This is a genomic window from Qipengyuania gaetbuli, from assembly GCF_009827315.1.
In the GTDB taxonomy this organism is placed as follows: domain Bacteria; phylum Pseudomonadota; class Alphaproteobacteria; order Sphingomonadales; family Sphingomonadaceae; genus Qipengyuania; species Qipengyuania gaetbuli.
Genome location: NZ_WTYF01000004.1, coordinates 1,580,774 through 1,593,544, shown reverse-complemented (window position 1 = coordinate 1,593,544; position 12,771 = coordinate 1,580,774). Strand labels below are relative to the sequence as shown.

At 66.1% G+C, this 12,771-nt stretch carries 11 protein-coding genes and 1 tRNA gene; 2 read left to right on the top strand and 10 right to left on the bottom strand.

All coding sequences use genetic code 11. The annotated features are described in order from the left end of the window. Positions 1 to 124 precede the first annotated feature (124 nt). A tRNA-Gly gene (locus tag GRI42_RS10275) sits at positions 125 to 199 on the top strand. 111 nt (positions 200 to 310) lie between these two features. After that, the gene (locus GRI42_RS10270; RefSeq protein ID WP_160608405.1) at positions 311 to 2,491 is read left to right on the top strand and encodes a TonB-dependent receptor; all 2,181 of its coding nucleotides are present in this window, start codon (positions 311 to 313) and stop codon (positions 2,489 to 2,491) included. 6 nt (positions 2,492 to 2,497) lie between these two features. Here GRI42_RS10270 and GRI42_RS10265 read toward each other — a convergent pair whose 3' ends face one another. From GRI42_RS10265 to GRI42_RS10220, 10 genes are all read right to left on the bottom strand, one after another. After that, the gene (locus GRI42_RS10265) at positions 2,498 to 3,673 is read right to left on the bottom strand and encodes a saccharopine dehydrogenase family protein (protein WP_160608404.1); all 1,176 of its coding nucleotides are present in this window, start codon (positions 3,671 to 3,673) and stop codon (positions 2,498 to 2,500) included. Positions 3,674 to 3,747: 74 nt separating this feature from the next. Then, positions 3,748 to 4,302, bottom strand: coding sequence for a dCTP deaminase (gene dcd / locus GRI42_RS10260; RefSeq protein ID WP_160608403.1), 555 nt, complete (start codon positions 4,300 to 4,302; stop codon positions 3,748 to 3,750). A 78-nt stretch (positions 4,303 to 4,380) separates the two neighbouring features. After that, a complete protein-coding gene (locus tag GRI42_RS10255; RefSeq protein WP_160608402.1) occupies positions 4,381 to 6,333 on the bottom strand; it encodes a pectate lyase family protein in 1,953 nt (650 codons plus the stop codon). Beyond that, on the bottom strand, positions 6,330 to 6,761 hold the full coding sequence (locus GRI42_RS10250; RefSeq protein WP_160608401.1) for a hypothetical protein: 432 nt from the start codon (positions 6,759 to 6,761) through the stop codon (positions 6,330 to 6,332). Before GRI42_RS10250 ends, GRI42_RS10255 begins: the two co-directional genes overlap by 4 nt. 118 nt (positions 6,762 to 6,879) lie before the next feature. After that, entirely contained in the window at positions 6,880 to 8,109 is a 1,230-nt protein-coding gene (locus GRI42_RS10245; RefSeq protein ID WP_160608400.1) for a WcaI family glycosyltransferase, read from the bottom strand. Continuing rightward, positions 8,106 to 8,801, bottom strand: coding sequence for a hypothetical protein (locus GRI42_RS10240; RefSeq protein ID WP_234033931.1), 696 nt, complete (start codon positions 8,799 to 8,801; stop codon positions 8,106 to 8,108). The genes GRI42_RS10245 and GRI42_RS10240 overlap by 4 nt, the downstream gene beginning before the upstream one ends. 22 nt (positions 8,802 to 8,823) lie before the next feature. Next, complete coding sequence (locus tag GRI42_RS10235) at positions 8,824 to 9,621, bottom strand: DUF1295 domain-containing protein (RefSeq protein WP_160608399.1); 798 nt, start codon at positions 9,619 to 9,621, stop codon at positions 8,824 to 8,826. Further along, complete coding sequence (locus tag GRI42_RS10230) at positions 9,618 to 10,244, bottom strand: 1-acyl-sn-glycerol-3-phosphate acyltransferase (protein WP_160608398.1); 627 nt, start codon at positions 10,242 to 10,244, stop codon at positions 9,618 to 9,620. The genes GRI42_RS10235 and GRI42_RS10230 overlap by 4 nt, the downstream gene beginning before the upstream one ends. 92 nt (positions 10,245 to 10,336) lie before the next feature. After that, a complete protein-coding gene (locus tag GRI42_RS10225; protein ID WP_160608397.1) occupies positions 10,337 to 11,107 on the bottom strand; it encodes a hypothetical protein in 771 nt (256 codons plus the stop codon). Between the two features lie 53 nt (positions 11,108 to 11,160). Next, positions 11,161 to 12,768, bottom strand: coding sequence for a carboxyl transferase domain-containing protein (locus GRI42_RS10220; RefSeq protein ID WP_160608396.1), 1,608 nt, complete (start codon positions 12,766 to 12,768; stop codon positions 11,161 to 11,163). Positions 12,769 to 12,771: the final 3 nt, after the last annotated feature.

Genomic DNA, 12,771 nt, shown 5'->3' with positions numbered 1-12,771 from the left:
CGCCTGCACAAGGGCGGGCCGGGCAGGGCCAAAAAAGCTGCATTTTTTCTCTTGCGGGACTCAAGAGGCGTTGCTAGTTGCGCGCCTCCCCACCGGGCCTTGCGGTTCGGTAGAGCGCCAGTGAGCGGGCGTAGCTCAGGGGTAGAGCACAACCTTGCCAAGGTTGGGGTCGGGCGTTCGAATCGCCTCGCCCGCTCCATTTTCCCGACATCGACATGTATCCGGGCGACACACAAGTCGTTCGTCGTGCCGCGTGCACATTTGGCGGATTGTGCTTGAAACCGGTGGATCGCGCGTTATGTGGCGCGATATGTTGTATCAGAGCAAACACCCCCTCGCCGCCTCCCTGTCCCTGATCGCTATTGCCGTGGCCCAGCCTGCGCTGGCGCAAGACGCGTCTGCGCAGCCCGCCGATGGCCAGGTGGCGCAAGAGCAGGTGGAGGACGATCTCCACGACCGCCGCATGGATTCGCGCGGGACCATCGTGGTCACTGCAGCCGGCCTGCGCCAGTTCGACCTGCTCGCGGGGACCAGCGTCGTCGAAGGCGCGGCGCTCGACGCCAATCTCGACGGCCAGCTGGGCGAAGTGCTCAACAGCGTGCCCGGCGTTTCCGCCAGCGGCTTTGCGCCCGGTGCCTCGCGCCCCGTGCTGCGCGGCTTTTCGGGCGAGCGTGTCAAGGTGCTGGTCGACGGCATCGGCGCGATCGACGTCTCCAACACCTCCGCCGACCATGCCGTCTCGATCGACCCGCTGACCGCAGAGAGCATCGAGGTCCTGCGCGGCCCTGCTGTCCTCCTTTACGGCAGCCAGGCAATCGGCGGCGCGGTCAACGTGATCGACAAGCGCATCCCGCGCCGCGTCCCGAACGAGGCGTTCCATGTCGATGCCATCGTGCGCGCCGACACGGTTAGCGACCTGCGCGAAGGCGGCGCGTCCTTCGATGTGCCGCTGGGCGGCGGTTTCGTCGCCCATGCCGACGGCTCCTATCGCACCACCGATGACCTGAGCGTTCCCGGTTTCCTCGTGGCACCCGAACTGCGCGCCGAACTCCTCGCCGATGCCGACGAGGAAGAGGAAGAGGGCAATCTCGGCGAGGCCGAGGAACTGCGCGAACTCGCGCTCGCCGAAGGCAAGCTGTTCAACAGCGGCACGGAAACCTGGACGGCCAACGGCGGCCTCGCCTTCTTCCGCGACCAGTCGAGCCTTGGCGTATCCTTCGGCGTTTACGACACCTTCTACGGCATCCCGATCCGCCCCGGTGCAGGCCACCACGAGGGCGAGGAAGAAGGCGGCGAAGCCGAGGCCGGGGAAGAAGGTCCGGAAACCGTCAACATCGGCCTGCGCCAGTACCGCGCCGACATGCGCGGCGACATCTACCTTGGCGAGGGCCTGTTCGAGAAGCTGAAGATCCGCGCCGGCTATTCCGACTACACGCACACCGAATTCGAAGGCGCCGAAGTCGGCACGACTTTCGACGTGCAGGGTATCGAGGCGCGCGCCGAACTCGTGCAGAACCCCAACGGCCGCTGGCGCGGTTCGATCGGTACGCAATACTATTTCCGCGACTTCTTCGCCGAGGGCGAGGAAGCCTATGTCGCTCCGAACCGCACCGAGCAGCTCGCCCTCTTCGCCCTGCAGGAATATGGCGACGGCCCGGTACAGCTCGAAGGCGCGGCGCGGTTCGAGACCACCACGGTCGATTCCACCTTCCTCGGGCTTGAGCGCAATTTCGACACCTTCTCCGGTGCGATCGGCCTTGCCTATGACGGACCGCAGGCCTTCCGCGCCGGCATCAACCTGTCACGCGTGGCCCGCGCCCCGAGCGCGGAGGAACTGTTCTCCAACGGTCCGCACATCGCGACGCAGGCGTTCGAGATCGGCGATCCGGACCTTGGCGTCGAACGCGCATGGGGCGCTGAACTGTTCGCGCGCGGCACCGTGGGCGACTTCGAATTCAGCCTCGCAGCGTTCAAGAACTGGTTCGACGACTACATCTACCTGTCCGAAACCGGCGAGGAAGAGGACGAGCTGCCGGTCTTCGTCTACCTCCAGCAGGACGCTACCTACCAGGGCCTCGAAGGCGAGCTGATCTGGCGCTTCCTCGATACCGGCACCTTCGCCATGACGGCGGACCTGCGCGGCGAATATGTCGAAGCGGAACTGTCGGACGGCACGCCGGTCCCGCGCATTCCGCCGGTCAGCCTGCTGGGCGCGCTCGAGGCATCGACGGGCGACCTGGACCTGCGCGGGGAAGTCGAATGGTACGGTGCCCAGCGCGAAGTCGCGCCGTTCGAAACCGAAACCGACGCATTCACCTTCGTCAATGCGATCGCCACCTGGCGCCCGCTACGCAACCAGCCGTCGGTGAGCGTGATCCTGAAGGCGGAGAATATCTTCGACGTCAGCGGCCGCCGTCACGCAAGCTTCACCAAGGATTTCGTGCCCCTGCCCGGGCGCAATATCTCGGCGAGCCTGCGTTTCAGCTACTGATCCCGCTCAATCCTCGACGGCAAAGGTCAGGGCGGCGTGCTCGCGCAGCCGCTCGACCAGCGCTTCGCCGAGGAACGAGCCGGGCGTGCCGACCCCGCCTTCGGCCTTGCAGTCGAGCAGCGCCATTCCGGTTTCGCCCAGCATGCGGCTGGTCGAGCCATAGCCCGGATCGTACTTGCCCTTGACGGCATAGTTCAGCGTCTCGCCGTCCGGCATCTCGGCGATGAACAGCACGTCGTAGAACCCGTTCTCGCGCTCTTCCGGCGTCGGGCCTTCGCCGGGCTTGGGCGGCTTGGCGCCGAAGGGGTTCTTCATCATATCGGCGAGCGCGCTCGCCGCAGCCTTGCCGGCATCGCCGGGGCTGGTCAGCACCATCTCGTCATAGCGGAAGTCCTCGCCATAGGGGTGGCCGAGCAGGAAGTTCGTCCGGTGGACGTTCTTGGTGTTGATCGGCGCCATGACGAAGGGCGCGGCCCACTTGCCGAGCTTCTCTTCGTAGCGCGGCACGAGGCCGGACGGCTGGTCCGGACCTTCGAAACCGGGCGTCAGACCGAAGCTGCTCTTGAGGATCGAGATCAGCTTGGGATTGCGCGCGACCGCCTTCATCGTCTCGGTCAGGCTGGCGACCGTGCCGCCCGACGCGCCGCCCGCCATGCCGCGCACGCGCCCCTTGATGCGCGGTGCGGGCTTGCCGAACCGCTCCTTGGCGACCTTCTGCGCCATCAGCACGCCGAGGTCGAAGGGGATCGAGTCGAAGCCGGAGGAGAAGCAGATCCGCGCGCCGCTCGCCTTGGCGGCTTCCATGTGCTCGTCGATCTTCTGGCGCATCCAGACCGGCTCGCCGCACAAATCGGCATAGTCGGTGCCGGTCTTGACGCAGGCTGCGACCAGCGCGTCGCCATAGAGCTGGTAGGGGCCGACCGTGGTCAGCACGACCTTGGTGCGGTTGCACATGGCCTCCAGGCTTGCCGGATCGTCGGCATCGGCGACCACCAACGGTGTCGACTCCGGCGCGCCGATCTCGTCGCGCACCGCTTCCAGCTTGTCTATGCTGCGGCCGGCCATGGCCCATTTCGGCCCACCGTCCTTGCCGCCGTATTCGCGCACGAAATGCTCGGCGACGAGACGGCCGGTATAGCCGGTGGCGCCATAGACGATGATGTCGAATTCGGTATCAGCCATGGGTTCTCTCCTTTGTCCGCCTGAATGCGCGCGGCGCGGGAGAGAGTCAAAGACGTAGCGTCAGGGCTGCCTTGTCATAGGCGCGGCAGCGTCACCCCGCGCTGGCCCATGTATTTGCCCGCGCGGTCGGCATAGGTCACTTCGGGCCGTTCGTTGCCCTTGAGGAACAGGAACTGGCACGCCCCTTCGTTGGCGTAGATCTTGGCCGGTAGCGGCGTGGTGTTCGAAAACTCCAGCGTCACATGGCCTTCCCAGCCCGGTTCGAGCGGGGTGACGTTCACGATGATGCCGCAGCGGGCATAGGTGCTCTTGCCGAGGCAGATGACCAGCACGTCCTCGGGAATGCGGAAATATTCGACTGTGCGCGCCAAGGCAAAGCTGTTGGGCGGGATCACGCAGACGTCGGTGTCGCGATCAACGAAGCTGTTGCTGGCGAAATCCTTGGGATCGACCACCGCGCTGTCGACATTGGTGAAGATCTTGAACTCGGGCGCGACGCGCGCGTCGTAGCCATAGCTCGACAGCCCGTAGGAAATGCAGCCTTCGCGGCGCTGCGCTTCGACGAAAGGCTCGATCATGCCTTCGTTGAGCGCCTTGTCGCGGATCCACTTGTCGGAAAGAATCGCCATGACAGTGTGATTCCCCACCCGCGCCGCTCGGGCAAGCGGGAGGGGCGTTTAATCCCCTCCCGTGTCGCAAAGCCCGCCTCACGCGTCGGAGAAGAAGCCGCTTTCCTCCCACCGCTGGCGCTCGCGATTGTAGGTGAATTCGATCCAGTCGCATTCGTTCACGAGGCTGCGCGTCGCGGTGACCGCGAAGGATGCGGACGCCCCTTTGCCGAAGCGGAAGCTGCCTGCCGCGCCTACCTTGCTGATGCGCACCGTCTGGCCCTCTGCATAGCCGAAGCTGCTTCCGCCCGAAGGCGGGCGCGACAAGGTCATGTCGGCGATGATCGCGTCGGCAAGCGTGACCGCCATCAGCGGCGCGGTGACCTTTATCTCGCCAGGGCCGGAGAACGCAGGCGCGGCGTACCAGCCGCGCGCCCAGTAGCTGGTGCTGGGCGCGCCGGGGCCGAAGGTGACGAGCGGCATGGAGACGGGCGCGTCCCCGCCGTTGGGAACGCGGCCGCTCGCATATTCGCCCTGCGCGTGGATGGAGCAGGAGGCGTCGACGAGGCCGCTCCAGCTGACGCCCAGCCATTCACGCCCTGCCTCCCGCGCGGCGCTGGTGCGGCGGTGCGTGATGCGCAGCGAGACATTGGCAGGCGGGCGCTTGAACACGCCGGCGGGTGCGCCCGGGACCTGCTCTTCCAGCGTGTCCAACCCATAGAGGCCGAGCGCGTGGATGTTGGTCTTGCGGTCGAGCAGCGCGTCGATCCCGAGGTCCACGTCCCTGATCGCCTGGCCGTCGCTGCCCGGCAGGCCGACCGGCGTGTCCACCGTGCGGATAGATCCCGAAACCCAGCTGAGCACGCGCAGCCAGCCGACGTCGCGAAACTCGCAATTGTCGAGCAGGGTGAGCGGGGGCGGCAAAGCCTCGACGCGCGTCGGCCAGACCCAGTTGTAGAGAAACGCGGCGGTCGAACCGCTGCCGATCGTCGTGTGGTCGCAGTCGTGCCACACGCAATTGCGATAGATCGCGCGGTTCTTGCCGGTCTCCTCCTGCGCCTGGAATGCGTCGCCGAAGGAACAATCGGTGGCGAGGATTTCGGCATTGCAGCCGGGATTGAAGGCGCTGCCATTGGTGCTGGCGAAGCGGCAGCGGGCCAGTTCGACCCGCTCCACCGCGTCGATCGCGCCGCCGAGGTAGAAGATCTCGCCCTTCCAGCCGATCATGTCGGTATCGCGGCAGACGATCTCGCCGACATGGCAATCCTGCACCCACAGCGCCTTGTCGGTGATGTCCCACCCGTCGCCTGTCACAGGATAGGCGGGCCAGGCATGATTGCCCGTGTGCTGCCGGTTGCCGTAAAGGACCAGCCGGTCGAGTTCCAGCCGGGCGACAGTGCGCTGCCCCTTGCCGGGGTCGACGGTATCGCCGCTCACGAAAATCCCCCCGCCGCGCCAGACGGCAAGCGACGGGTCGGATGCGGAGGCGGGGACAAGCTGCCAGTCGCTCTCCGCCGGAGCACCATCGAGCGCGCGGAAGTCGAGCACCGTCCGCCCTGCCGCCATGCCCCTGAAAGCCAGCGACTTGCTGATCACGATGGGGTGCCCGTCACGCGCAAGGCTCTGGTCTGCAGGAGAGGTGCGCAGCGGGCAGTCGATCCGGTAGCGAGGTGCAGGAAAGCGCACCTCCTGCGCGCCCACGGCTTCGGCGTAGTCGACCGCCGCCTGGATCGCGGGCTGGTCGTCCGTCACCCCGTCGCCCGCCGCGCCGCCCTGTTCGGGCGTGATGGCGCCGCTTTCGGGCAGGAGGCGGAAGATGCGCCCGTTGGCGGTGCGGACGACGAAGCGGGGGTGCGCGGCCAATAGCTCGGGCGTGCAGCGCGCATCGCAGACATAGGTGCCCGCGCCAAGGCCGGGCGCTGCGTGCCCGCTCGACACCAGCAGGCCGGCATCCTGTCGGGGCGATTTGAGGGCTAGGTCCGCGAAGAGGCAGGGTTTGCCCTGCGCCGCCTCGACGGCAAGGGCGAGGGAGGAAATCGCCAGCGCGTTCATTGCGCGAGCCTGTAGGCCAGCGTTCCCGAAGCAAGCGCGCAATCGAGCCAGAGCGAGGCCCCCTGTTCGCTCTCGATCCACACCGGCTCGCAGGCCGGTCCGCCGAATTCGGCCCAGCGCACGCCGCCCGCCGTCAAGGGATGCAGCGTCGCGCCGCGGTCGAGCGAGCGCATGACCCCGACCGTGCCGGTGAAATCGCCCGCCAGCGTGCAATAGACCGGATCGAGGCCGGACGGCTCGAAGGGCCCGGCAAGGCCCGAGCCCGTCAGCGTCCCGTCAAGCGGCTCGCTGGTGCTGCCGGCCACCGCCGTGACCGGAAGCGGGCTGGCCGAACTGACGGGCGCAAGATGACCCGTTCCATCGTCGAACCCGCTGGCGGAAAGGGGTGCAAAGCCGCCGGGAGCCTGCAAGGGAATGGGGTTGCTCATCTATCCGGTACCTCTCAATGATTAAACGAGCCAAATCGGTTAATCAGTGGGTGAGGTGTAGGAAAACGGTATTTTATGCCGCCAGCACATCCGGTGTCCGGCGCGGCATGGCTTGAGGTCAGCCGAGCAGGTCTTCCATTGCCGCTTCAAACCCGTCGACCACCTGCCCCTTCGACCAGCGCTCCACGCCTGCGCGCCTCGCATTGGCACCCATCGCCCTGCACGAGGCGGGGTCCCCGGCCAGCTGTTCGATCGTCCATGCGAGGGCGGCAGGATCGCCCGGCGGGACCACGACGCCCGATCCCTCGATCTCGTCCGCGATGCCCGTGCCCCTTGGCACTGTCGCGAGCACGGGGCGGCCCGAGGCGAGCATGTTGCCGAGCTTGGAAGGAAGCACGAGATCCGCCGCTTCGACCAGCTGGGGCAGCAGGTGCACATCCGCCATATGCAGCAGGTCGCCGACGTCCCCGCTCGGCTGCAGGTCCTTGAAGTGCAGCGTAGCGATGCCTTCCCCGAGCTTCTCGAGCCGGCCCCGCGTTGGACCGTCTCCGCAGACAAGCACGGCGATATCCTCGCGATGGACCAACAAGCGCGCTGCTTCCACCACCGTGTCCAGCCCCTGCTTGTTGGCGATGTTGCCCGAGTAGAGCGCGACGAACTTGCCACCGAGGCCCCATTCGGCCCGGTAATCGCGCTCGCCGGCAGGGGAGGCATGGTTGGCCCAATTGCGCAGTTCGACGATCTTTTCCGGCGCCACGCCCTTGGCTGCGAGCAAGCGTTTCATCGGTCCGCTGATCGTGGACACGATGTCGGCGGCGGCAAGCGCGCGTTCCTCGAACCGCAGCGCAGCGTCGGCCACGCGCCCCTTGCCGAGCAGGCCGGTGGCCTGTGCCGCGCCGACCTCGAAATCCTGGACGTGGAGCCAGTAGGGCACGCCAGCACGCCGCGCCATGCGCGCCGCCACCGGCGCAGCGACCAGCGAAGGCGCTACCGTCATGACGAGATCGGGGCGCAGGTCGCGCCGCGCGAGGCGGGCCGCAGGATAGGCGCTGCTGGCAAAGCTGAGGTGATGCGCCAGCCGCCGCGATCCGGTCGGATTGGCCGGGATGTAATGCGGGCAGCGCGTGATGGTGACGCCGTTCTCGGTCGTGTTCGTCCACCGTCCGTGGAAGAATTCGTGCATCTTCCATTCGGGGTAATAGGGCTGGCCGACCACCGCGTGGACCGTGTGGCCCCGCTCTGCCAGCGCCTCCATCAGCCCTGCGCTATAGGGACCGATGCCGATCGGTTCGGGCGCGTAGTTCAAGCCGATGAAAAGGATTCGGCGACTTCGCGACTTCCCGCTCACGCCGGGCGCAGGCCACTCACGCCAGAGGCACCGCCGTCGGTCGCGGAAAGGCCGGCAAAGAGCGTGTCGACGATGGCGGCGAGCTTGTCCTCGGTCAGCCGCTCGTCGACCGTCTGCAGCAGGTCGGGCATGGTGTAGGCCACGGTCATCTGGTTGATGAGCGTCAGCGCGCGGTCGATCTCGAGGCCGGGGAAATGCCCTTCGGCCTGCGCTTCGGCGATCAGTTCGCACAAATAATGGTCGGCAAGGTCGACGAAGCTGCGCACGCGTTCGAACCGCCGTGCGCCCAGTTCGCACAATACGGCGAAGGCGGACGGATCGCGGCGGAATTCCGCGCGGTTGCGGCGGAAACGGCGGACGTAGAATTCATAGAACTTGCGGTTCGGCGGCAGGTCGCTTGCCAGCACTTCTTCCATGATCGCGACATGGGGTTCGAACCAGAGTTCGACCACGGCATCGAACAGGTCCGATTCCTCGGGGAAGATCGCCTCGATGCGCGCCCGCGATACGCCGACCTCTGCCGCAAGGATTTCCGGCGTTACCTCGCCCCCGCGCCGACCGGTCAGGTCCATGGCATAGGCGGCAAGGCGCGCCCGTTCCTGCCTGAGGTCGGGCGTGTTCATGCGCGGCGGGCCGTTAGGTCGGTCATTGGGATAGAGGATAGTGTCCGCGAGCCGCGGGTGCCAGAGCATTGGTGCGAAAAAGGCGGTTTTTTCAGGCGGCGGAGCGCGGCGGCCACGGAATGAAGGACGACGTGCGGCGCTTGTATTCCTCGTACCCCGGGCGCGAATGCTTCATGCCCTTTTCCAGCAGCGCCGCGCCCGACCACTTCACCAGCGTGAAGGTCAGGAACAGCGGGCCGGCGACGGTCAGTGCAGCCACTTCCCAGGCAATGCTCGCCGCGACCAGCCAGATACCCCACCAGGCGCAGGCATCGCCGAAGTAGTTGGGGTGGCGAGTATAGCGCCACAGCCCGCGGTCCATCACCTGGCCCTTGTTGGCCGGATCGGCCTTGAACTTCGCCAGCTGCCAGTCCCCGACCCATTCGAAGAAGATGCCGACCAGATAGAGGGCGATACCCGCCCAAGCGATGCCGGTGATCGGGGCCGGTTCCGCGCTGCTGAGGATGCCGAGCTGCGCGGGAGAGGAGACGAGGAACAGCAGCACGGCCTGGCCGAGCCAGATCTTCGTCAGCGCGGCGATGGCGAAGCGGCCTTTCTCGCGGTCCTTGCGCAGCATGCGTTCATAGCGCTTGTCCTCGCCTTCCGCGCGCCAGCGGCGCAGCAGGTAGATACCGAGCCTGAGGCCCCAGGCCGCCGTCATCGCCAGCAGCAGGTTTGCAAGGGCGCCCGGCTGGGCAAGCTGCATCCAGCTGGCAAAGGCCACCAGGGCCATGCCCGCACCCCAGAAGGAATCGATGAAGGACACATCGTCGATCTGGACGGAAATCACCCACAGGATGAGCACCACGCCGACCAGGATCGCGGCATTGGCAAGCAGGGCGTCGATCATGCGGTTTTCGCCTCCTCGGTCAGACCCAGCGCCTGGGCCTCCAGAACCTTGTAACGTTCGTAATCCGGCAGTTTGGAGCGCATGAAGCGCGCGATTTCAAGCAGCGTCTCGCCGTAATCGGCGGTCGGCACGATGGCCGGGCCGAAGCCGAGTATGCGGCGTTCGTTGCACACCCAGGCCGGAACGATCGGGACATTCGCCGCGCGGGCGATGTTGTAGAAACCCGATTTCCATTCGCCGTTGGAACTGCGCGTGCCTTCTGCCGCGATGACCAGTGCGAGATGGTCGCGTTGCTCGAACTCGGCGGCGACCTGCTCAACGACATTGCTGCGCTTGGTACGGTCGATCGGAATGCCGCCCATGTCGAACATGAAGTTCCTCATCATCCCCTGGAACAGCGTGTGCTTGCCCATGAAATTGGGCTGCACGCCTTCTTCTGCGGTCGCCCCGATGAAGAAAACGAAGTCCCAGTTCGAGGTATGCGGCGCCCCCGCGATGACGAATTTCGGCAGGTCGGGCAGGTGCCCGTCCAGCTTCCAGCCCTTCCAGCGGTAGAGCACCATGATGATGCGCCGCACGATGCGGCTCAGAAGCGAAGGCTTCCGGAAATTGGCTTGCGACATTCTCTCTCCTGCCTGCGAGCCCTAGCAGTTACGTAGCGGAATGCGAGAGGGATGCGGCAGAATCGACACAGCCTGCGAAGGTACTGGGCAGTTCAGGACCAGTCGATGCCGTCAAACCGTTCCGCGCCAAGGACATAGGCCGACAGGACCTGTTTCACTTCTTCCAGCTGGAATGTGGCATCTTGGCCGCCTGCTGCCCGACTGGCCAATTTCGGCCAGTCATCGCCCGCCGCGCGCAGCTCGATCGTGAAGCCGTAGATCGACGGGGCGCATTGCATGAACTCCGTTTCGCTGCGGCTCAGGATCACATGGGTTTCCGTCCCGTCTTCAAGCGCGTCGAGTACGGGAAGCAGGTCGGCCGGGACAATTGGACCGGAGTGGCGCGATCCGGATACGTCCATGCTCACCGGCACGCCCCCTTCCGCCGGCACTTTAAGGCACAGCGTCTTGGGTTGCGACCGCGGCTCGAATTCGCGGCGCAGCGCCTTGACGACGAGGTTTCGATTGGGGTCGGAGCGCAGCGTGAGCCATGCACCTCCCACCAAAGCGGCAAGGGACAGGGCGAGAATCGGGATGGCGCCCATCGGATAGAGACTGCCATTCATCAGGCCGCTCGCAGCCCATAAGGTGCCGAGCGCAGGCAGCAGCAAAAGGGCGAGCGATGTCGCAAGGGAAAAGGTCATGCCCTGGATGCGCGACGTCCAGCCGTTGCGCCGGATCAGCGCCACGCATTCCGGCTGGTTATGGGCACCCATCCCCGACCAGATGCACACGAACCGGCCCACGACGAAGCCGCGCGGGCCCGTCGTCATGTCGAACCAGGGCCTGAGCATGCCGCGAATACGGCGCCGCGTCTCGGCCACATCGCCGCTGGAACTGATCGAAAAACCGAAGTGCGACCCCCGCTTTGCCACGTTTACATTCGGAACACGCCGAACTGCGGCCTCTCCGGAATCGGTGCCTCCAGCGTGGCGGCAAGGGCGAGGCCAAGCACGTCGCGGGTCTGCACCGGGTCGATCACGCCGTCGTCCCACAGGCGGGCGGTGGCGTAATAGGGATTGCCCTCGTCCTCGTATTTTTGGCGAATCGGGGCCTTGAATTCCTCGGCCTGTTCGGGGGTCCAGCTGTCGGCGTCGCGGTGGACGGTCGCCAGCACGCTGGCCGCCTGCTCGCCGCCCATCACGGAAATGCGGGCATTGGGCCAGGTGAACAGGAAGCGCGGCTGGTAGGCGCGGCCGCACATGCCGTAATTGCCCGCGCCGAAGCTGCCGCCGATGACGACGGTGACCTTGGGTACGGTCGCGGTGGCGACGGCGGTGACCAGCTTGGCCCCGTGCTTGGCGATGCCTTCCGCCTCGTATTTGCCGCCGACCATGAAGCCGGAAATGTTCTGGAGGAACAGCAGCGGGATGCGGCGCTGGCACGCGAGCTCGATGAAATGCGCGCCCTTCTGCGCGCTTTCGGAAAACAGCACGCCATTGTTGGCCAGGATCGCCACCGGCATCCCCCAGATATGGGCGAAACCGCAGACCAGCGTGCTGCCGTAATGCGCCTTGAATTCGTGGAACTCTGACCCGTCGACGAGGCGGGCGATAATTTCCTTCACCTCATATGGCGCGCGCACGTCTTCGGGCACGATCGCGTACAGATCGTCCGCGTCGAACTTCGGCGGGCGCGGTTCAACCAATTGTACTCCCGTTGCGGCGGCGTAATTGTCACCCAGGTGACTAACGATGTCGCGCACGATGGTGAGCGCGTGCTCGTCGTTTTCAGCGAGGTGGTCGACCACGCCCGATTTGCGCGCATGGAGGTCGCCGCCGCCAAGGTCCTCGGCGCTGATTTCCTCGCCGGTGGCGGCCTTCACCAGCGGCGGTCCGGCAAGGAAGATCGTGCCCTGTTCGCGCACGATCACCGTCTCGTCCGACATGGCCGGCACATAGGCACCGCCCGCGGTGCAGCTGCCCATGACGCAGGCGATCTGCGGGATACCCATCGCGCTCATGTTCGCCTGGTTGAAGAAGATGCGCCCGAAATGGTCGCGATCGGGGAAGACCTCTGCCTGGTGCGGCAAATTCGCCCCGCCGCTGTCGACGAGGTAGATGCACGGCAGGCGGTTTTCCTGCGCGATTTCCTGGGCGCGCAGGTGCTTCTTGACCGTCATCGGATAGTAGGTGCCGCCTTTGACGGTGGCATCGTTGCACACGATCATCACCTGCCGGCCCGACACGCGGCCGATCCCGGCGATCAGCCCGGCGCCGCTGATCTCGTCGCCGTAGAGGCCGTTGGCCGCCAGTTGGCCGATCTCGAGGAACGGCGCACCCGGATCGAGCAGGCGTTCTACCCTTTCGCGGGGCAGCAGCTTGCCGCGGCTGACATGCCGTTCGCGGTGCTTCTCCGGCCCGCCGAGCGCGGCTTCGGCGACACGCTTGCGCAGTTCCTCGGCCAGCGCCTTGTTGTGATCGAACCGCGCCTTGGTGTCGGGCGCCTCGCGGTCAAGCTTCGTGGTGAGAGCGGGTGCTGTCATGCC